Source organism: Enterococcus sp. 3G6_DIV0642, from assembly GCF_002140635.1.
Lineage (GTDB): Bacteria > Bacillota > Bacilli > Lactobacillales > Enterococcaceae > Enterococcus_D > Enterococcus_D casseliflavus.
This window is the reverse complement of sequence record NZ_NGLH01000001.1, coordinates 2,689,849-2,709,359: the sequence shown is the minus strand read 5'-3', so window position 1 is coordinate 2,709,359 and position 19,511 is coordinate 2,689,849. Positions and strand designations below refer to the sequence as shown.

The following is a 19,511-nucleotide window of genomic DNA, read 5'->3' as shown; positions in this document are numbered from 1 at the left end:
GTTTCAGTATGAAAATGGTGCTGACCAAGTTATTTTCCTTCACTTAAACACCCTATATTTCATTCGGTCGGCTCAAGTGATTCATGGTAAAATAAAGAAAAGCAAATCGAGGAGGGTCCTTATGAAGTATGAATGGCGCAAACTAGAAAAAGAGCTCTATCTTCCCAAAAAACCAACAGTGATCGAGGTGCCAACGTATCAATTTATCAGTTTAAGCGGCAGCGGCAATCCGAATCGACCTGAATTCAGCGAAGAGATCGCCGCTTTATATACGATTTCTTATTCACTCAGGATGGGGTTAAAAAAAGGGGCTTTTGGCAATGAACCCTTTGAATACACGGTCTTTCCTTTAGAAGGTGTGTGGACCTCTCTGAAAAAGCCAGACGGTGCCGTCAACAAAGAAGAATTGATCTACAAAATCATGATTCGCCAACCAGAACCAGTCACGGAAACACTGTTTCAAGAACAGCTCTTGGCCGTCAAAGAGAAGAAAGACAATCCAAATCTAGAGAAGCTCATCTTTGAACGTTATGAAGAAGGACTGTGTCTGCAAGCAATGCATACAGGCTCTTTTGATACTGAAGCGGAAACATTTGCGCAAATGAAGGAGCTGTTAAAACAAGAACAGTTAGTGATCCGTCCAACGATGGACACGTTCCAGCATCGAGAAATCTATTTGTCTGATCCGCGAAAAGTCTCACCAGATAAAGCCAAAACCGTCCTGCGATGGGCAGTAGAAGTAGAAGGTGGGATTCAGTGAATAAAAACTATTTAAGCATCGACATCGGTGGCACGAAAATCAAATCGGCTGTCATTGATCGTTCGGGGAATATTCTGACGCGAGGACGGATGGATACGCCGAAAAGTCTTGCGGAATTTTTGACGGGGATTGAAACGATCGTTGAGGACGTTCATGGAAGCATTCGGGGCATTGCGGTTAGTACCCCGGGAAAAGTCAACCCAGAGACAGGGACAATCTCGTTTGGCGGGGCATTGCCTTTTTTAGATGGGGTCTCCTTAAAACAGCTGCTGGCAAAGTATCAAATGCCGCTGGCTGTGACCAACGATGGCAAAGCAGCCGCATTAGCTGAATGGTGGCTAGGAAACCTTAAAGGGATTCAAAACGGAGCTGCCATAACATTAGGTACTGGTTTGGGCGGTGGCGTAATCGTTGAGGGAAAACTGATCCAAGGTGCACATTTTCAAGCCGGGGAATTAAGTTTTCTACTAAATGCCACTAAGAGAAGTGACACTCAAGAAAACGCTGAGCAACCAGTCAATCAGGGATTGACCCTGCAGCAATTGGCAGGTTTTAGCGGTTCAGCGGTCGCCATGATTCGTCGCAGCGCCCAACTGCTAGGCTTAGCTGATCTTGCGGATGGTGAAGCAGTTTTTGACGCCATCAATCAGAAACAACCACAGGTCTGGGCGCTGTTTACAGCGTATTGCCGAGAAATCGCGTGTGTCATGCTCAATGTTCAAGCCGTGATCGACTTAGAGCGCTTCGTGATTGGCGGGGGCATCAGTGCCCAAGCGATCGTGGTGGAAGAAATCGACCGTCAGTATCAGCAACTGCTAGCTAGTTTACCGATTTTGCAGCAGACTTTGACGAAGCCGGAGATCCAAGCGTGCAAATTTCAAAACGATGCCAACTTATTAGGGGCGCTCTATCATTTCTTTTTGGAACATGAGATGAAATAAAATAGACCAAAAAACTGCCGCGAACCAACGATTCGCGACAGTTTTTTTAAGCTTTTTTCTTGGTGTCTTTGTCTTCGTCACCTAGGTAATCTTTGCTAGTGAAGGCACTGTGGAAGTATTTGCCTTCTTGACCGTAATAGCGGTTATAGCGCTGCTTGAATTTGCGGAACACGTAAACGACAAGAACTTTTAGCAGACAATAAATTGGGATCCCGAAAATCACCCCAACGATCCCCATCAAATCACCCATCACTAATAAAACAACCAGAATCGTAATAGGATGAATTTTCAATCGGTCACCCATCACACGGGGCACGACTAAATCCCCATGAAGCAACTGTACAGCAAACCAAGCAATCAAAAATTTAACCAACATCCCGGTGGAGTCTTGTGCGGCAATGAAAAGTCCCGGGAAAAAGACGATAAAAGGACCAATATAGGGGATGATGCAAAGCAGACCAGCGGCGATCGCCAGAATACTGGCATACTCTAAGCCGATTAAGAGGAAAACGACCCAATAGATCGCCCCTAAAATCAAGGAAGAAATGATTTGTCCTTTCAAAAAGGCACCGACTTGTATGTCAGAGATCTTGACGATTTCATTAAAGTCTTTGCGAAAACGTGGTGGCACTAATGAGAGGACCGAAAAATAAAACTTGTTGGGGTTGCGCAATAAGAAAAAGGCAATGATCGGTCCCGTAAACAAAGCGATGAACAAGGTCGAAATCGTTGAAAACAAACTGCTGAGCCCAGCAGCACCAGTTTCCCAATAGTCCCCAATAAAACTCATGATGTTGTTGGTGATATTTTGCAATGTGTCTGTAATTTGTGCCATCTCATCTTGAAACGGGGTATTTTCTAAAAAGGCGGTCGCGTTTTTCTCAAAGTCACTGACCAAACTTGGTAAGCTGTTGATCAGATCGGTGGTTTGCTGCTCCAAAATCGGGTAAAGCTGGAAACCAGCAAAGACGATCAACAAAAGAATCAAAAGATAGATCCCAGCAATCGAAACACTGCGGGGAATTTTTTTCGATTCCAATTTATCGACCACCGGGTTAAACAGATAGTAAAGGATCAGCCCAAATAAAAAGGGGGGGATAATAGCTGTAAGTATGGCTGAAAAGGGTGTAAATAAAAAAGAAATCTGATTTAGCAAAAAGACAGCAACTGCCGACAAGATAATCAGTCCTAAGACATAATAGCTTGTTTTGCCGCCTAAAAAGTGGATCAATCGGTTATTTTTCATAATAAGCCTCGCTTTCTTAGCTACATTATAACGAAAGACCCCTATTCTGTAAAAAAACAACGTACCTTTTGAAAAAACTACGCTCATATTCTCAATATCTTTATAATGAAAGAATACCTTTGATAAGGGGTTAACTGGTGGCACCTTTCTTCAAAGCAGGCCAAAAATGCTCCCGTGTTTACAACACAGGAGCGAAAAGAATTATTTGCGCACTGTCGTCAAGGTACAGCGACCAACGGCAGTTTTTAACCCGCTAGCTAACCAAATAGTGGCTTGCCAAGTTTGGATACGAGCGCCGATACGATCAGGACTAGCTTCTACGATCAGGGTTCCTTCTTGAGCGGCGGCTAGATGGTTGACTTGTAGGTCAATGCCGGCGGCGAAGGCTTCTTCTTGAGCCAAAGCTTGATTGGCGCCGATGCTGCAGGCAGTCTCGATCAAAACGCCGTTAATGCCACCGTGAACGAGACCAAAAGGCTGTTTGTGCTGTTCTTTGATTGGCATCCGTAAACGAACAAAATCGGCTGTTGCTGCTTCTACTTCGATTTCTAAGGCTTCTAGTAAGTTCATTTTTTGCTCCTTTTTCTAAGAAAGTTACCATGATTATAGCACGAGTTTTGGTAGAAATAGCCGAAGTTCTCAGAAAGTCGGCAACAGGGGGAGAAGTCTTAAGAAATTCCCTTAACCAAAGCAATTTCTAACGAAAAGCGACTAGATATGTGTATAATAGAGCTATGTGAATTGAGGAGGAACAAGTAATGAGAGAATGGAAAACCTTAAAAGAGTACGATGAAATTTTGTTTGAACAACATGGAAAAGTGGCGAAAATCACGATTAACCGCCCAGAAGTCCACAATGCGTTTACACCAAAAACGGTGTTTGAAATGATTGATGCATTTTCGATCAGTCGCGATGAACCAGGCATCGGCGTGATTATTTTGACAGGCGCCGGCGATAAAGCCTTTTGTTCAGGCGGAGACCAAAAAGTCCGTGGTCACGGTGGCTATGTTGGGGAAGATCAGGTTCCTCGCTTAAATGTATTGGATCTGCAGCGCTTGATTCGCACGTTACCAAAACCGGTGATCGCCATGGTCAAAGGCTGGTCGATCGGCGGCGGAAATGTTTTACAATTGGTTTGTGATTTAACGATCGCCGCTGATAACGCTAAATTTGGTCAAACAGGACCAAATGTCGGTAGTTTTGATGGTGGCTATGGTTCGGGCTATCTTGCACGGACAATCGGTCATAAAAAAGCCAAGGAAGTTTGGTTCATGACAAAACAATATACCGCCGAAGAAGCATTGGCGATGAACTGGATCAATACAGTCGTTCCTCTTGATCGAGTAGAAGATGAAACGATGGAATGGGCAGAAACGATGCTGCAAAAGAGCCCGTTGGCGTTACGCATGATCAAAGCATCAATGAACGCCGATACGGACGGATTAGCTGGTATTCAGCAATTAGCTGGCGATGCGACCTTATTGTATTACACGATGGATGAAGCCAAAGAAGGTCGTGACGCGTTTAAAGAAAAACGTCAACCAGACTTCGACCAATTCCCTAAATTCCCATAATGACTGGGAGTTGGCTGCAAAGGCAAGCACAACTTCATCCAGAACGACCAGCTTTTTATTGGCATGAAAAAAGCTGGTCGTTTGCTGCCTTGCAAAAAGAGGTTTATGCTTACGCTGCTTATTATCAAGCCCAATTCGTTGATCAGCCAAACCGGGTAGCTCTTTTTAGCAATAACGCCCCTGAAATGGTCTTTACGATCCTTGCGTTATGGGAGTTGGGGATCGAAGTCCAGCTGCTGAATACGCGATTGACAGCCGCTGAAATCTCCTTCCAATTGCAAGATGCCCACTGCGACTGGGTGATCACGGCGGATCAGGCTGCGGTTTCGGATGTTCGCAGCTTGACCTTTGGACAAGCGATCAAACAGGCGGAGGCTTTTATCGGTTCTGTTGTTCCTTCGTTTGTTCCTAATAAAGCAATCTATCAAGCAGAGCAAGTGGCTTCAATTATGTATACCTCTGGTACGACTGGCAATCCCAAGGGTGTGCCCCAAACCTTTGGGAATCATCTAGCAAGTGCCGAAGCGACTCAAAAAAACTTAGCCATCACTAGCGAGGATTGTTGGCTTTGTGCAGTTCCGCTGTATCATATCAGTGGGTTATCAATTCTCTTACGGTCCTTGCGACTTGGGATGAGTGTTCGTTTGTATGAGCGCTTTGATGCTGGAGAAATGGCAAAAGACCTTGAAGCAGGGAAAGGGACGATCGTTTCTCTGGTGGCAAAAATGTTGACAGATTTGCTGCCCTTGGTGCCCCAACAAGGCTTTGATTCGTTGCGTTATATCCTGCTAGGCGGCGGTCCGATTGCCAAAAGTGTATTGGAAAAATGCCAGCAAAATCAGCTTTCTGTGATTCAATCCTATGGGATGACAGAAACCTGTTCACAAGTGGTGGCATTGCCGCCAGAAAAAGCTTCTGAAAAAATCGGCGCCTCTGGGGTTCCCCTGCAAGGTGTCCATTTACGAATTGCGACTGATGGGAAAATGGCAGACCACCAGACTGCTGAAAATACCCAGCCGATCGGAGAAATCCAACTGCAAGGACCTGCGATCACGACTCGTTACTTGAACGATCGCAGTCCACAGCAGTGGGACCAAGAGGGCTGGTTTGCCACAGGAGATCTAGGTTATCTTGATCAAGAGGGCTTTTTGTATGTAGTCAGTCGTGCAAGCGAACTGATCATATCTGGTGGAGAAAACATCTATCCCGCAGAAGTGGAGCAAGCCTTGTTGCAGCATCCAGCGGTCAAAGAGGCAGCTGTGGTGGGGGAACCAGACGAGGAGTGGGGACAATCTGTCGCGGCTTATTTAACGTTAAATGAACCGATCCACTTCCAAGCTTTATTGGATACGTTAGAAGGGCAGATCGCCCACTATAAATTTCCGCGCCGTTTTTATCACGTGCGAGAAATGCCGCGCACAGCAAGCGGTAAAGTTTTAAAAAGGCTATTGCTGAGTGAAGAAAGAGTGAACTACATTGAACAGCAAATCAACAAGTAATTATGAGGCAGCGATCGCTGCCGGGAAAACCTATTTGAGTGAGTATCAACCTATAGAAAGGTGTGACTTACTGGCTCTTTATGCAGCGGCACAAGAATATCGAGGGGAACGCTATTTCTGGCGTACTCCTGATGAAACGACTAGTATGGTAGGGTTGGGTTGGTTAGCCACTTTTTCGCAACCCAAACTTGCAGACTTTTCAGAAGTCCGCTCTCTCTTAAAGCAAGCCCACTATCAACCAGAGGCACCTTTTCAGGCGCAGTTAGTTGGCGGTTTTGCTTTTGATGAACAGGCAGAAGTCAGTCAGGATTGGGCTGAGCTAGGTGCTGGTCTCTTTGCGTTGCCAGAAATACTGGTCAGCAAAACTGGAGATCAGTGTGGCGTCGTTTATACAGTAGCCGCTTCTTCCGAGGAACAACGACAACAAAAAGTCGCTGCCTTACAGGAAAAAGTCGCAAGCTGGTTGCAGGCCAATTCGGACAAGAGTCTTGTAGCAGAAACGCCTGCTTTTCAGGCACAAGAGGAACTAGATGTGCCCCAATGGCTGCAAGCGGTCGAAGAGACAGTGGCAGCCATTCGCTCAACTGAAACACCGTTGAAAAAAGTGGTTCTGGCAAGACGAATGAAGGTAGAAACGAAGCAGTCGATCATTAGTGCTGCGGTGTTGCAACGGTTGGCGCAACAGCAGCCGAATACCTATCTTTTTGCCATCGAACATGGGGGCCATGTTTTTGCTGGTGCGACGCCAGAACGCTTGCTAAAAGCGACTGTCGATCAATTTGAAACGGTAAGTATCGCAGGTTCCGCACCAAGAGGCAAAACCAAAGAAGAAGATGAGGCACTGGCACAAGCCCTCTTAGCGGACGCAAAAAATACCCATGAACATCAAGTAGTTGTCGATCGCTTAGAAAAAGCATTGGCCACTTTGTTAGCTGACGGCTTTCAATCAGAAGCCCGTTCCGTGATCAAAAATCGTGACATTCAGCATTTGTTTGTTCCTTTAGCAGGGCAAAGAAAGGCAGGAGTCAACTTTCTGAACGCCGTACAAAAACTACACCCGACCCCAGCATTGGGGGGAGAACCGAAAGAAGCAGCCGTCTCATGGATTCGTACCCATGAACCAGCCAGCAGAGGGATGTACGGTGGACCGATCGGTTGGTTGGGTATTCAAGAAGATATTGGCGAGTTTGCTGTGGCGATCCGCTCAGGATTCTTTAGCGGCAATCAAGCAACGCTGTATGCGGGCTGTGGGATCGTTGCCGATTCAGATGCGGAATCCGAACGTCAAGAAACACGGTTAAAATTTCAACCGATGAGGAGAGGGATCTTAGGAGATGAATAACCAGACAGTCATGACAGACTATTTACTAGCGGCGATCCAAGGACTAAAAGCAGCGGGTGCGAAGCGAGCAGTCATTAGTCCCGGTTCACGCTCCACGCCATTGGCGCTACTATTGCATCGTGATCCTGAGATCACCTGTACGGTGGCTGTCGATGAACGTTCGGCTGCTTTTTTTGCTTTAGGGATGTCCAAAGTTGATCTCCAGCCAACGATCTTACTGTGTACTTCTGGAACTGCAGCAGCCAATTATTATCCAGCTGTTTGTGAAGCAGAAGCTACCAACTTGCCACTGATCGTCTTAACGGCTGATCGCCCACCAGAACTGCGGGGCGTTGGGGCGCCACAGGCAATGGATCAACAGAATTTGTATGCCTCTCATGTCAAAAAGATGGTAGAGATGACGGTGCCAGAAAACGATCCTGCTTTGTTGCGTTATAGTTTTTGGCAAGCTGCAACTTGCACGATCGAAGCGCAAAAACAGCCGAAAGGCCCTGTCCAAATCAACTTTCCATTACGGGAGCCGCTGTTGCCTGACTTTAGTCGCCAATGCAGTATGCAGCAAGACGTGAGCTATCTGGCACCACAACAAGAGCTGTCAGCAGAGATGATCACCCAGCTAGCCCCTTACTTTGAGAAAAAAGGTATTCTGATTGCTGGAGAAAGCCTTACGATCGAAGAAGCGCAGCAGTTGCTGGCTTTTTCGGAGAAATTAGGCTGGCCGATCGTCGGCGATCCATTGACCAATCTGGCGACAGCCGGTACCAAAGTAGGAACATTTATCAGTCAAGCCGATCTTGTTTTCCTACAATTGACTTCTGCCTTCCAACCAGAAGTGGTCGTGCGTTTTGGTCGCTTACCAGTCACCAAAAATGTCCTATTATGGTTGAACAAAGCAGCCGATACGACGACGTGGCTCTTTGTTGATCCATCAGGGCAGTGGCAAGATCAGCTGCATCGGGCAAACTATTTGATCGAAGCAGCGATCAGCGCCTTCGTGGCGGCCATCACCCAGTTGCCGATCGTCAAACATACGGCGTGGCAACAACAATGGCAAGCACTTCAAGCGCGGGCAGATCAGGTGATTGCTGCAAGTCCCCAGTTGCAACAATGGGATGAGAGCAGCGCTGTGCGCATGCTCCAACAATGTCTACCTGAAGAAGCGCAAATTCTTTTGGCAAACAGCAATGCGATCCGTTTCTTTGATCGCTACGGCAGCAAAACTTCCTCCACTTATCGAGTGTATGGAAATCGGGGCGTCAATGGGATCGACGGCCTTGTCTCGACCGTAGCTGGGATTGCTTCCGCCAGTCAAAAGCCTACCTACTTGTTGATTGGTGATTTAGCGTTGTACCATGATATGAACGGCCTACAACTACTGCGCCAGTATCAATTGCCAGTAACGATCATTTTACTGAATAATAACGGTGGTGGGATCTTTTCCTTTCTGTCACAAAACACCTTAGAACCAAACGACTTTGTCCCGCTCTTTGGTACTCCGTTAGATCTTGAGTTTCAAAAAGTGGCGGCCTTATATGAGGCAGATTGGCACACACCGACCTCTTTGCTAGAGTTTCAAACGATTTTAGCGGAAACAAGTCAACAGCCGCGCTTTCAAATAATCGAAGTGAAGGGTGAGCAAAAAGATCCGGTCAACACTTGGCAAGCACTCCAACAGCAGTTTAGCGAGGCAGGAGCGCAGCAATGAAGGACACGATAAATGGCGTCAGTTATTTTTATCAGTGGCTGCAGCCGTATCGATCATCCTTACCAACCCTTGTGGCATTGCATGGCTTCACGGGTTCTTCGGAAAGCTTTCGACCGGTTTTTGCAGAGGAAGGTTCTTACAATGTATTGGCAATCGATTTGATTGGACATGGACGCTCATCGATTTATGTCCATCCCATGCGTTATGAACATCCTTTACTGGTGGAGGATCTCGCACACCTTTTAGCGAAGTTAGGGATTGAACGTTATGGCCTGTATGGCTACTCGATGGGGGCGCGAATCGCACTTGTCTGGGCGGTCATGGAACCAACGGCAGTGACCCATCTTTTGCTTGAGAGTGGTTCACCTGGGTTAGCTGATCCAGCGGAACGACTCGCTCGTCAGCGGCACGATCGTCGCTTAGCGTTGCGCTTACTAAGGGAGCCTTTGGTCGATTTTGTCGATTACTGGCAAGAACTGCCGTTGTTTGCTAGTCAAAAGGAGCTACCTTTAGCGCAGCAGGCTGCTGTACGGCAAGGACGCTTGCAGCAAAACAAATTTGGCTTGGCAGTAAGCTTGGTTTACGGTGGTACTGGCAAACAGCCAAGCTGTTGGTCGGCACTTCCGCAGCTAGCTTGTGAAATTCTTTATTTAGCGGGGGAAAAAGATTTAAAGTTTCGTAAAATCGCCCACCAAATGAAGCAGCTGCAACCAGAGATGACCATCAAAGTCGTTGCTAATGCTGGACATTGTATCCATTTAGAACAGCCGACACAGGTTCGTCATGAAATCGATCAATGGTTTGTAAAAGGATCGGGGCCACAGTCAGCTGATTGACAAGGAGAGAACGCAATGAAGATTGAAAAAATTGAACGCATCGCCTGTCGCTTGCCCCTCAAACAACCCTTTGTGACAAGTTATGGACAATTAACAGAAAAAGCTTTTGATCTTTATTTGGTGACGACAGAGGATAAAACGATGGGCATCGGTGAATTGGTCGCTTTTGAGCAGCCAGATTACATTGAAGAAACCCTCTTTTCTGCTCGACAAGTGATTGAAACAGCACTGATCCCATTATTGATTGACCAAGAGATCGAGCATCCGCAAGAAGTTTGGCAGCTGTTTCAAACGGTCCAAGGAAACTACATGGCAAAATCGGCTTTGGAAACAGCGATTTGGGATCTATATGGCAAGCAAACGCATCAAAGTGTGAAAGAGCTTTATACCGCAACCCGACCGAGTGTCGCTGTTGGCGTTAGTCTTGGCATACAAGACTCTGTCGAAAAACTAGTGGCTCTTGTTGCCGATTATGTCGCCCAAGGGTATCAACGAATCAAATTAAAAATCAAGCCTGGGCAAGATCTGGTACCCTTGCGAGCGATTCGACAAGCCTTTCCAGAATTGCTTTTGATGGCAGATGCAAACGGAGCCTATCAGAGTGAGCCAGAACGCATTTTGGCACTTGATGACTTAGGCTTGGTGATGATCGAGCAACCACTTAAGGTACGAGATCTGGTGGGGCACAGTCAGCTACAGCGGCAGATGAAGACGCCTCTATGTTTGGATGAAGATATTCGAACGGCAGAAGACGTCGATACCGTCGCAGCCCTGGACAGCTGCCGTGCGATCAACCTGAAAATCCCCCGTGTCGGTGGGATCACCGAAGCCTTGCGAATCCTTGATCGATGTCAAACCCATGGACTACTCGTTTGGTTAGGCGGCATGTTTGAGTCTGGTGTGGGACGAGCCATGAATTTGCAATTTGCGAGTCAAGATATTTTCCATTTTCCCGGGGACCTTTCCGCTTCTGACCGTTACTTTTATGATGATGTCATTACACAGCCTGCAACTTTGCATAAAGGAAAGCTGCTGGTACCTGATGGAGAGGGCTTTGGTATCACGTTAGCTGAAACAAAGCTAAGTCAATATGGGCAACCTAAAGAACGTATCTACTCAAGAAAACGATCAGCGAAAGAATAACAGCAGCCAAAGAAAAACAGCGAAAGCAAAAGAAACGGCCAACAGGGAAATCTGCTGGCCGTTTCTTTTGTTTTATTCTGCGTTTTTGAATTCTTTTTCAATTTGTAGTCGTTGGACTTTCATGGTTGCTGTTCGTGGGATATCTTCGTAGTCGCGTAAAATTGGCTGATTGAGGTGAGGGAGATCTTCCACCATTTTCCACCAAGCATCCCAATCCATTTCACGATTTGGCGCTAAAGCAATGATTGGTTGTGGTGAGTTTTCTTTGTCGCGAACGATCACAACTTCGGCAAGGAAGTCTAAATGATCCAGCAAAAGGTCTTCCAAAGCAAGATTGCTTTCAATATTTTTGATCAAGTCCACTTGACGGTCTTTTAAGTAAAGATGTCCCTGATCATCCATCATGCCGTAGTCACCACTGTCCCACCAAGCGCCATAGACATTGTCAGCAAAACGCTGATCTTCTTTATAATAGGTCAACGCGCGTCCTTTTGAAAGGAAATGGATGTGCCCATCGGTATTGGCTGGCAGCTCGTTGCCCTCTGCATCGGCGATCCGTGCTCTCGTTAAGTCCTCTAGACCAACACCCATATCACGGGCATCGTTGGTAGCGATGCTTTCTAAGGTATGTGCTTTTAGGATCATTGGCCCGCATTCACTTTGACCATAGACTTGCAAAAAGATTGCTTCTTTTGTTGCTGAAGTATTTAAAAAAGTGGCCATTGTTTGATTGTTGATGGCATCAAAGGTTGAGTGATAGTAACGAATATTGGCGAAAGCATCTGGTTGTTCTTTTGCCACGAAGCTCCATTGGACAAAATTGTTTGGATGAGTTTCCAAAGCGATTGGTGGATATTCTTTTAACATGCTTACGACATGAGCGCCGTTGGCATTGGCTAATGGCATCATCGGAAAGCCCATCGCCATCAAGGATGAGATGCCGATATTGAAGCGGGAGTGCACCGGTGAAATATGGAACGCAATTAAATCAGAGTCTGCCTTGGTGCGATCAATCTTGGTGAAGATCGTTTTTTGCCATTTTGTCCGCCAGCCCATGGAGTTTGCCGAATGACAAATCAATTTTGGAATACCCGTTGTTCCAGAAGTGTGGGTCATATAGGAAATTTGATCCGCCGGTAACTCAGTTTGTGCCACGGGTTCCGCTGGTTGTTGCAGCAGATGACGAACAGAAATCTGTTTATCAGTACTGCTATTTTTCACTTGTGCGACGCGGCCTTCGGTTTCTTCATCAAATAAGATGAATGGATCTTCTAAGCGATCCACAAACACTTCGATGGTTTCAGCAGGGAAATGGTAAGAGATCATAGCAGGCACTGCGCCAAGGTAAGAAGCAGCCGTTACTAACAAATACGTATCGAATTTTGAAGATTTATACAGAATGATTTTATCTCCTGCTTGCACGCCAAGTGAGGCAAGTTGATAAGCACGCTTTAAAATCATTTCATGGCTCGAACGGTAGGTACTACGATAGCCAAGCTCAGGAAATGCTGGCAACACTTCATCATGGATGATGGGGGTGTCAGGAAACGTCTCAGCAGCTTCGCGATAATTGGTGTATAGATTCAATGGACGATAGTCTAAAATGGACAAATAGAACACTCCTTTAAAAGTTCGTGAAAAACTTCATTTGATTTCTCCATTTTAGCACAGGAATTCCTCGATACAATAGATATTTTGTGTTTTTTATTTATTTCTAAAAAATCATCCGGGCAAAGACTTTCGAAGAATGAATGACTGTGATGTGTTATCATTCATTCCTCGTACTAAGCGGAAAAAGTGCATAATCAACGGGTGTATTTTGCTACAAAATCTTCGATTGGGAGGCGAAAGTCTAAATAGCGTGCTTTTAATTCTGCACGATTCCAATTCCACCAAGCGATTTCTTGCAAAGCAGTGATCGTTTCTGGATCAAAGCGGTATTTGATCACTTTTGCTGGAACCCCGCCGACGATCGCATAAGGCGGCACATCTTTGGTTACGACTGCGTTTGAGGCGATCACGGCACCATCACCGACGGTCAAACCAGATTGGATCACGGCACCGTGGCCGATCCAGACATCATTGCCAATGACGGTCGTTTTTGCTTTGCGTTTTTCTAAGAAGGACTCGTCCTTTGGCGCAAATCCATAGCCTTCGCCATTATAGGCAAAAAGATGCTGACTAGGGCGTTCATAGGGATGATTGGTAGGGCCGATGCGGACCATCGCTGCGATACTGATAAAACGTCCTAATTGGCTGTTCTGAATAAAGCAATATTGCCCCGTATAGGTATAATTGCCGATGGAAGAATGATCAATGTGATTGGCTTCGCCAATTTCGACATAGTCTCCTAAAGTTGTGTCTTGAAGCTGCGAGTCTTTGCCAACGATCGGCTGTTCATCTGGAAAATTTGTGATCGACAGGTGCATAGAAATCATCCTCTCTTGCGTATTGCTATCATTTTACCGCACTTTTTTGTACTATTTGACTAATACGCACTAAAGACAAAAGGAGGTCTGCTTTATGGAGACGATTTATCAGTTAGATAAGATGACCGAAACGATAGCTAAGCGAGCAATCAAAAAAGGATACTCGTTAAAAAATCAAGCGGCCCCAGAGGCGCTGTTTGTGCGCAGTTCAACGGTTCCTAACGAATGGATCACACCAGAATTAGCTGTGATCGCTCGCTCAGGAACAGGCACCAATACGATCGATTTGGCACGGTGTACTCAAAATGGCACAGTAGTTTTCAATAGTCCTGGTGTCAATGCCAATGCAGTCAAAGAGTTGGTGCTATCCAATTTATTTCTCAGCGTTCGCCCCTTATTCAAAGCGATCCAGACGGTAGCCGATTTACAAGAAGAACTAGCGTCCGGTCAAATTGAAGCAGAAGAGGTGTTGAAGGTAGCTGAAGAACGGCGAAAAGAAGTGATTGGCGAAGAATTAGCTGGAAAAACCATCGGTATTTTAGGGTTAGGAGAGATCGGTGAACGGGTGGCAAAAGCCTGTCATCAGCTAGGGATGGAGGTTTTGGGCTATGCCCGAACGAAGAAAGCAGCACACGATTACGAGCAAGTCAGTGACCTGCAAATGCTGTTGACCGAATCAGATTTTGTGGTGGTCTTGCTCCCTTTAAGTCAAGAGACCAAAGGCATGCTGAATCGACAAACGATTCAGCAGATGAAAAAAAATGCAGTGTTGATGAATTTTGGTCGCGGGGAAATCGTGGAAGAAGCAGCCGTCTTAGAAGCATTAGCCAAAAATCAGCTCAAACAATACATCACTGATTTTCCTAGTGCGGGCTTGATCGGACAACCGAAAGTGTTGTGTTATCCGCATATCGGCGGCAGTACTACCAATGCCTTGGAAAAGGGGGATCACGTAGTTTTTGATCGCATGCATGCCTATTTACGCGCTGGGACGATTCAAGAATCGGTCAATTTCCCCCATGCAGAGTTGCCTTTTTTGGCACCGTATCGCTTAGCGCTGTTTTATCACGACAAGCCTGGTGCTTTTGCCCCATTATTGCGGATCATTTCTGAAGCAGGCGTGGATATCGATAATTTGGCGAGTGAGAGAAAAGCCGGAGTTGCCTATACTTTGATTGATCTTGATGAGACAAATGAAACACTGCTGCAAGATCTACAGCAGCAGATACAGCAAGAAACAGCGATCATTCGTGCCCGCTTGATCAAAAATTCGCGAACCAGTGAATAGTTGCCACCAACAATGTTTCTTGTTATGATGAAAAAAAAGTAAAGGAAGTTCATCATGACGAATAAGTTTCAAGATAAAAAGAAGGTCGCTTTGCCTCGTTATCAGCAGATTGCCGTAGCGATCGCGGAACGAATCGTTGAAAATCGCTACCAAGTTGGGCAAAAGATCCATGCACGCTCAACATTAGCCAGCAATTTCAATGTCTCTCCTGAAACAGCCCGCAAAGCGATCAATGTATTAGTTGATTTAGAAATCATGGACGTCCGTCATGGCAGCGGCGCCTATATTGCTTCAAAGGAAAAAGCACAGGCCTTTGTGGAACAATACCAAGATGTGCAGTCGATCCAAGAAATCAGACAAGACATTTTAGACAGTGTGGAGCGGCAGCAGCAAGAGCTGGATAATTTTTCTGACTTGTTGAACATGTTAGTGCAGCAGACCAAAAAGGTACACCATATGAGTCCGTTTGTGCCCTTTGAACTTCAGTTGACGGAACAAGCGCAGCATTTGGAAAAAAGTATCAATGAATTGAATATTTGGCAAGCCACAGGGGCGACGATTATCGCAATCCAAACAACCGAAGAATTGTTGTTGTCACCAGGACCTTATGCGAAATTCAGTGCAGGCAATACGATTTATTTTGTCGGAAATGAACTGGCGTTGCAGCGCATGACCAATTTCTTCTATCCAACGGACCATTCAGCGTAATTCTTTTTCCTGATTCCCATGCTTTTTTTGCAAAAGAAAAAGCATTGGGAAATTTTTTTTGACAAAGTGACCACATCTTGTTAAGATAGTATGGTCACTTTCGTGAAATTTTTCAGAAAAAGGAGTATTAATCATTTGAGTAAAGTTAAAGTGGAACACTTAACCAAAATCTTCGGTAAGAAAAAGCAGCAAGCTCTTGCCATGGTCAAAGAACAACGCAGCAAAAACGAGATTTTAGAAAAAACGGCTGCCACCGTCGGGGTCTATGATGTGAACTTTGAAGTCAACGAAGGCGAGATTTTCGTCATCATGGGCCTTTCTGGAAGCGGGAAGTCAACATTGATTCGACTATTGAATCGATTGATCGAGCCGTCTGGCGGAGATATTTACATAGATGGCGTGGATGTTGCCAAAATGAGTAAAGAGGAACTACGAGAAGTTCGCCGTCACAAAATCAACATGGTTTTCCAAAGCTTTGGCCTTTTCCCTCATCGGACAATTTTAGAGAACACAGAATACGGACTAGAAGTCCGTGGGGTCTCGAAAGAAGAACGAACAGCGAAAGCGGAAAAAGCGTTAGAAAACTCAGGATTGCTTTCTTTTAAAGACCAATACCCTGACCAGCTGTCTGGAGGGATGCAACAGCGTGTGGGACTTGCCCGTGCGTTAGCCAATGATCCAGAGATCCTCTTGATGGATGAGGCCTTTTCAGCATTAGATCCGCTGATTCGCCGTGAAATGCAAGATGAACTTTTAGAATTGCAAGCCAATGTTCAAAAAACGATTATCTTTATCACCCATGATTTGAACGAGGCCTTGCGGATCGGTGACCGGATCGCTTTAATGAAAGATGGTCAGATCATGCAGATCGGTACAGGAGAAGATATTTTGACGAATCCTGCCAACCAATACGTGCGTGATTTCGTGGAAGATGTCGATCGTTCCAAAGTCTTGACTGCGCAAAACATCATGGTCCCAGCATTGACGACGAACATCGAGATCGATGGACCAAGCGTAGCATTGAACCGGATGCGGAAAGAAGAAGTCAGCATGCTGTTAGCCGTCGACAAACGTCGTCACCTAAAAGGAAGCCTGACAGCCGAGTCTGCTCGTGAGGCACGGAAAAACAATCTGACCTTGAAGGAAGTTATTGATAAAAATGTTAAAAAGATCGATAAAGATATGCTGGTAACGGATATCTTCAATTTGATCTATGATTCGCCTACACCTTTAGCTGTGGTAGAAAACGATCGTTTGATCGGAGTCGTGATCCGCGGAAGTGTGATTGAAGCATTGGCTGAGACTGATTCAGCCGCTCAAGCAGAGGAAGGGGTAGTGACAAATGGATAATTTCTTACAACATACGATTCCGGTGGCTGATTGGGTCGAAAACTTTACTGATTGGCTAACAGGAACTTTCAGTGGATTGTTTTCAGCCTTACAGTCTTTCGGACAATTTATCATGGACGCTATTACAAATGTATTACTGTTTGTACCACCGTTATTAATGATCGTCTTATTGACGGCTGCTGCCTTTTTCGTTTCACGCAAAAAATTTGGCTTGCCAGCTTTTACTTTTGTCGGGTTGCTGTTCATCTATAACCAAGGGTTATGGACAGACTTGATGAACACCGTCACGTTGGTCTTATTGTCGAGTTTGGTTTCGATCATCATTGGGATTCCACTAGGAATCTTAATGGCGAAAAGCGAAAAAGCGCAAAGTATCGTGACGCCGATCTTAGACTTTATGCAAACGATGCCTGGTTTCGTTTATTTGATTCCTGCGGTTGCTTTCTTTGGGATCGGAATGGTTCCTGGGGTCTTTGCCTCAGTGATCTTTGCTCTACCACCAACCGTTCGGATGACGAACTTAGGGATTCGCCAAATTTCTCGTGAATTGGTAGAAGCCTCTGATTCCTTCGGTGGGACTGGCTGGCAAAAACTGATCAAATTAGAATTGCCACTAGCCAAAAGTACTATTTTGGCTGGGGTCAACCAAACCACGATGCTGGCATTATCAATGGTCGTGATCGCGTCAATGATCGGTGCTCCTGGGTTAGGGCGCGGCGTCTTGTCCGCCCTACAACGAGCACAAGTCGGTAACGGATTTGTCAGTGGGGTATCCTTAGTTATTTTGGCGATCATCATGGATCGCTTTACCCAGAATTTGAATCGTTCGGCACATCAAAAAGCAGCGAGCAAGACAAGTCGCAAACAAAAACGTCTTTTTGGCGGGATTGCTGCAGCGGCAGTCGTTGCTTTGATTGGAGCATCGTTTGCCTTTGGAAATGTTTCTGACAGCAAAGGCACGGTGAACTTGGCGTATGTCGAATGGGATACGGAAGTTGCATCTACCCATGTGGTGGCAGAAGTTTTGTCGCAAATGGGCTACGAAGTCAATACGACGCCTTTGGATAATGCCATCATGTGGGAATCGGTGGCAAAAGGGGAAGTTGACGGGATGGTTGCTGCTTGGCTGCCATCTACCCATCAATCCCAGTATGAACAGTACCAAGACCAAGTTGAAAACTTAGGTCCTAACTTAGAGGGGGCAAAACTGGGGATCGTTGTCCCAAGCTATATGGATGTAGATTCCATCGCCGACCTTTCTGACGAAGCTGGAAAAACCATCACTGGTATCGAACCAGGCGCTGGTGTCGTAAATGCAGCGGAAAATACGGTTGCAACGTATGACAACCTTTCCGATTGGAATGTCGCTACCTCTTCTTCAGGAGCAATGACAGTGGCATTAGGCCAAGCCATCAAGAACCAAGATGAGATCGTTATTACTGGCTGGTCTCCACATTGGATGTTTGCGAAATATGATCTGAAATATCTGGATGATCCAGAAGGAACAATGGGTGAAGCAGAAAGCATCAACACTGTTGTACGCCAAGGATTAGCAGATGACATGCCAGAAGTCTACGAAGTACTTGATCGTTTCAACTGGACACAAGAAGACATGGAAGAAGTCATGTTAGCAATCAATGACGGAACGTCAGCCGAAGATGCAGCCAAAGATTGGGTAGCCAATCACCCAGAAGAAGTTGCTGCATGGACGAACTAATGTCTAAAAAAAGAACGACCGCAGATTAAAGCGGTCGTTCTTTTTGTTGTTTAAAATACTTAGGTTCATAACGAAAGACGAGGGGATGATTTTTGCAAAAGACGGAGCTTTTGTGCAGGTTAAGCAAAACGATGAAAAATCGGCTGCATCTGTTCAAACGTACAGAGTTCAGTAAATCCTAATGATCGTAAAAGATCTTGTCCCTCTTTGATTTGAAACCCGAGCTGCTCTGGTTTATGACTGTCGCTGCCGATGGTTATCACGCTTCCCCCCAAGTCACGATAAAGCTTGAGGATCTCGATCGATGGCGTATACCCATTGATTCCGTAACGGTGGGAAGAGGTATTCAGTTCAATGCCTTTGCCCTCTTTGATCACGACTTTCAAGATCTCTGCGATTTGTTCTTTCGTTTGTTCAAAGGCATCCTTCTCTTTATCTAAATAACGACGAATCAAATCCATATGAGCTAAGACGGAATACTCTTTATATGTCGTGACCAGCTGATACATTTCATCATAATAGCGCTCGTAGCATTCCTGTTGGCTGCGTCCTTTTTGAAATTCTCCAGTCCAAAATTCTTGATCGTCTACCTGATGAACGGAAAGTAAAATGAAGTCAAAGGGATGCGAATGATAAAGACGGGTAAATTGTGGGATCGTGTGCATTTGCATCCCAAATTCCAGCCCAGTTTTTAGCTTGATTTGGTCACTGTATGTTTCCTTTAAGCGTGCCAGTTCGGTAAAATACAAGTCGTAGTAGACATTTTTTACGACTTTATTGGCTCCGACGAGGTACGCATTCGTCGCTTGCCAGTCTTCTTTGATCCCATAATCCACATGATCGGTAAAGCAGATTTCTGCTAAGCCTAGGTTAATGGCGTCTTTGACTACATCTTCCATCAAATACCAAGAATCATCGCTGTAATCACTATGAACGTGATAGTCTGTAAAAATCATGGCGTCTCCTTTTGTTT

General features: G+C 45.6%; 17 protein-coding genes. 12 read left to right on the top strand and 5 right to left on the bottom strand.

Annotated elements, in window-relative coordinates:
• The first annotated feature begins 121 nt into the window (after positions 1-121).
• Both A5878_RS13075 and A5878_RS13070 read left to right on the top strand, forming a co-directional pair.
• Positions 122-760: a GyrI-like domain-containing protein gene (locus A5878_RS13075; protein ID WP_060792813.1), complete on the top strand. Its 639-nt coding sequence runs from the start codon at positions 122-124 to the stop codon at positions 758-760.
• Complete coding sequence (locus tag A5878_RS13070) at positions 757-1,701, top strand: ROK family protein (RefSeq protein WP_005234281.1); 945 nt, start codon at positions 757-759, stop codon at positions 1,699-1,701. The genes A5878_RS13075 and A5878_RS13070 overlap by 4 nt, the downstream gene beginning before the upstream one ends.
• A gap of 46 nt (positions 1,702-1,747) precedes the next feature.
• On the opposite strand, the gene A5878_RS13065 is transcribed toward A5878_RS13070, so the two are convergent.
• Positions 1,748-2,947: an AI-2E family transporter gene (locus A5878_RS13065; protein WP_060792815.1), complete on the bottom strand. Its 1,200-nt coding sequence runs from the start codon at positions 2,945-2,947 to the stop codon at positions 1,748-1,750.
• A gap of 201 nt (positions 2,948-3,148) precedes the next feature.
• Complete coding sequence (locus A5878_RS13060) at positions 3,149-3,517, bottom strand: PaaI family thioesterase (protein ID WP_016612672.1); 369 nt, start codon at positions 3,515-3,517, stop codon at positions 3,149-3,151.
• Positions 3,518-3,705: 188 nt separating this feature from the next.
• On the opposite strand from A5878_RS13060, the gene menB reads away from it, so the two are divergent.
• The 6 genes from menB to menC are packed head-to-tail and all read left to right on the top strand — an operon-like array spanning position 3,706 to position 11,046.
• Entirely contained in the window at positions 3,706-4,521 is an 816-nt protein-coding gene (menB, locus tag A5878_RS13055) for a 1,4-dihydroxy-2-naphthoyl-CoA synthase (RefSeq protein WP_005228595.1), read from the top strand.
• The gene (gene menE, locus A5878_RS13050; protein ID WP_060792816.1) at positions 4,521-6,020 is read left to right on the top strand and encodes an o-succinylbenzoate--CoA ligase; all 1,500 of its coding nucleotides are present in this window, start codon (positions 4,521-4,523) and stop codon (positions 6,018-6,020) included. The genes menB and menE overlap by 1 nt, the downstream gene beginning before the upstream one ends.
• Complete coding sequence (locus A5878_RS13045) at positions 5,998-7,362, top strand: isochorismate synthase (RefSeq protein ID WP_086295665.1); 1,365 nt, start codon at positions 5,998-6,000, stop codon at positions 7,360-7,362. Before menE ends, A5878_RS13045 begins: the two co-directional genes overlap by 23 nt.
• Positions 7,355-9,067 (top strand): 2-succinyl-5-enolpyruvyl-6-hydroxy-3-cyclohexene-1-carboxylic-acid synthase, encoded by a 1,713-nt coding sequence (gene menD / locus A5878_RS13040; protein WP_060792818.1) that lies wholly within the window; start codon positions 7,355-7,357, stop codon positions 9,065-9,067. Before A5878_RS13045 ends, menD begins: the two co-directional genes overlap by 8 nt.
• Positions 9,064-9,903, top strand: a complete 840-nt coding sequence (menH, locus tag A5878_RS13035; protein WP_086295664.1) for a 2-succinyl-6-hydroxy-2,4-cyclohexadiene-1-carboxylate synthase — start codon at positions 9,064-9,066, stop codon at positions 9,901-9,903. Before menD ends, menH begins: the two co-directional genes overlap by 4 nt.
• A 15-nt stretch (positions 9,904-9,918) precedes the next feature.
• Positions 9,919-11,046, top strand: coding sequence for an o-succinylbenzoate synthase (gene menC / locus A5878_RS13030; protein WP_086295663.1), 1,128 nt, complete (start codon positions 9,919-9,921; stop codon positions 11,044-11,046).
• 72 nt (positions 11,047-11,118) lie between these two features.
• Here the strand turns inward: menC and A5878_RS13025 are convergent, their stop codons facing one another.
• Both A5878_RS13025 and A5878_RS13020 read right to left on the bottom strand, forming a co-directional pair.
• Complete coding sequence (locus A5878_RS13025) at positions 11,119-12,657, bottom strand: AMP-binding protein (protein WP_086295662.1); 1,539 nt, start codon at positions 12,655-12,657, stop codon at positions 11,119-11,121.
• Between the two features lie 194 nt (positions 12,658-12,851).
• Complete coding sequence (locus tag A5878_RS13020) at positions 12,852-13,475, bottom strand: DapH/DapD/GlmU-related protein (protein WP_015510201.1); 624 nt, start codon at positions 13,473-13,475, stop codon at positions 12,852-12,854.
• Between the two features lie 94 nt (positions 13,476-13,569).
• Between A5878_RS13020 and A5878_RS13015 the strand changes: the two genes are divergently transcribed.
• The 4 genes from A5878_RS13015 (at position 13,570) to A5878_RS13000 (ending at position 18,538) form a co-directional block, all read left to right on the top strand.
• Positions 13,570-14,763 carry an NAD(P)-dependent oxidoreductase gene (locus A5878_RS13015; protein WP_086295661.1) on the top strand — a complete coding sequence of 398 codons (1,194 nt, stop codon included), beginning with the start codon at positions 13,570-13,572 and terminating at the stop codon, positions 14,761-14,763.
• A 54-nt stretch (positions 14,764-14,817) separates the two neighbouring features.
• Positions 14,818-15,471 carry a GntR family transcriptional regulator gene (locus tag A5878_RS13010; protein ID WP_061053152.1) on the top strand — a complete coding sequence of 218 codons (654 nt, stop codon included), beginning with the start codon at positions 14,818-14,820 and terminating at the stop codon, positions 15,469-15,471.
• A 135-nt stretch (positions 15,472-15,606) separates the two neighbouring features.
• Positions 15,607-16,821 (top strand): glycine betaine/L-proline ABC transporter ATP-binding protein, encoded by a 1,215-nt coding sequence (locus tag A5878_RS13005; RefSeq protein WP_086295660.1) that lies wholly within the window; start codon positions 15,607-15,609, stop codon positions 16,819-16,821.
• Entirely contained in the window at positions 16,814-18,538 is a 1,725-nt protein-coding gene (locus A5878_RS13000) for an ABC transporter permease/substrate binding protein (RefSeq protein ID WP_005228611.1), read from the top strand. Before A5878_RS13005 ends, A5878_RS13000 begins: the two co-directional genes overlap by 8 nt.
• Before the next feature lie 119 nt (positions 18,539-18,657).
• On the opposite strand, the gene A5878_RS12995 is transcribed toward A5878_RS13000, so the two are convergent.
• Complete coding sequence (locus A5878_RS12995; RefSeq protein ID WP_086295659.1) at positions 18,658-19,494, bottom strand: histidinol-phosphatase HisJ family protein; 837 nt, start codon at positions 19,492-19,494, stop codon at positions 18,658-18,660.
• Between the last annotated feature and the right edge of the window lie 17 nt (positions 19,495-19,511).

Bases quoted from the DNA above. Each gene is read 5' to 3' on its own strand.
- A5878_RS13075 (WP_060792813.1), top strand. From the start codon at position 122: ATGAAGTATGAATGGCGCAAACTAGAAAAAGAGCTCTATCTTCCCAAA.
- A5878_RS13065 (WP_060792815.1), bottom strand. From the start codon at position 2,947: ATGAAAAATAACCGATTGATCCACTTTTTAGGCGGCAAAACAAGCTAT.
- A5878_RS13060 (WP_016612672.1), bottom strand. From the start codon at position 3,517: ATGAACTTACTAGAAGCCTTAGAAATCGAAGTAGAAGCAGCAACAGCC.
- menB (WP_005228595.1), top strand. From the start codon at position 3,706: ATGAGAGAATGGAAAACCTTAAAAGAGTACGATGAAATTTTGTTTGAA.
- menE (WP_060792816.1), top strand. From the start codon at position 4,521: ATGACTGGGAGTTGGCTGCAAAGGCAAGCACAACTTCATCCAGAACGA.
- menD (WP_060792818.1), top strand. From the start codon at position 7,355: ATGAATAACCAGACAGTCATGACAGACTATTTACTAGCGGCGATCCAA.
- menH (WP_086295664.1), top strand. From the start codon at position 9,064: ATGAAGGACACGATAAATGGCGTCAGTTATTTTTATCAGTGGCTGCAG.
- menC (WP_086295663.1), top strand. From the start codon at position 9,919: ATGAAGATTGAAAAAATTGAACGCATCGCCTGTCGCTTGCCCCTCAAA.
- A5878_RS13020 (WP_015510201.1), bottom strand. From the start codon at position 13,475: ATGCACCTGTCGATCACAAATTTTCCAGATGAACAGCCGATCGTTGGC.
- A5878_RS13015 (WP_086295661.1), top strand. From the start codon at position 13,570: ATGGAGACGATTTATCAGTTAGATAAGATGACCGAAACGATAGCTAAG.
- A5878_RS13010 (WP_061053152.1), top strand. From the start codon at position 14,818: ATGACGAATAAGTTTCAAGATAAAAAGAAGGTCGCTTTGCCTCGTTAT.
- A5878_RS13000 (WP_005228611.1), top strand. From the start codon at position 16,814: ATGGATAATTTCTTACAACATACGATTCCGGTGGCTGATTGGGTCGAA.
- A5878_RS12995 (WP_086295659.1), bottom strand. From the start codon at position 19,494: ATGATTTTTACAGACTATCACGTTCATAGTGATTACAGCGATGATTCT.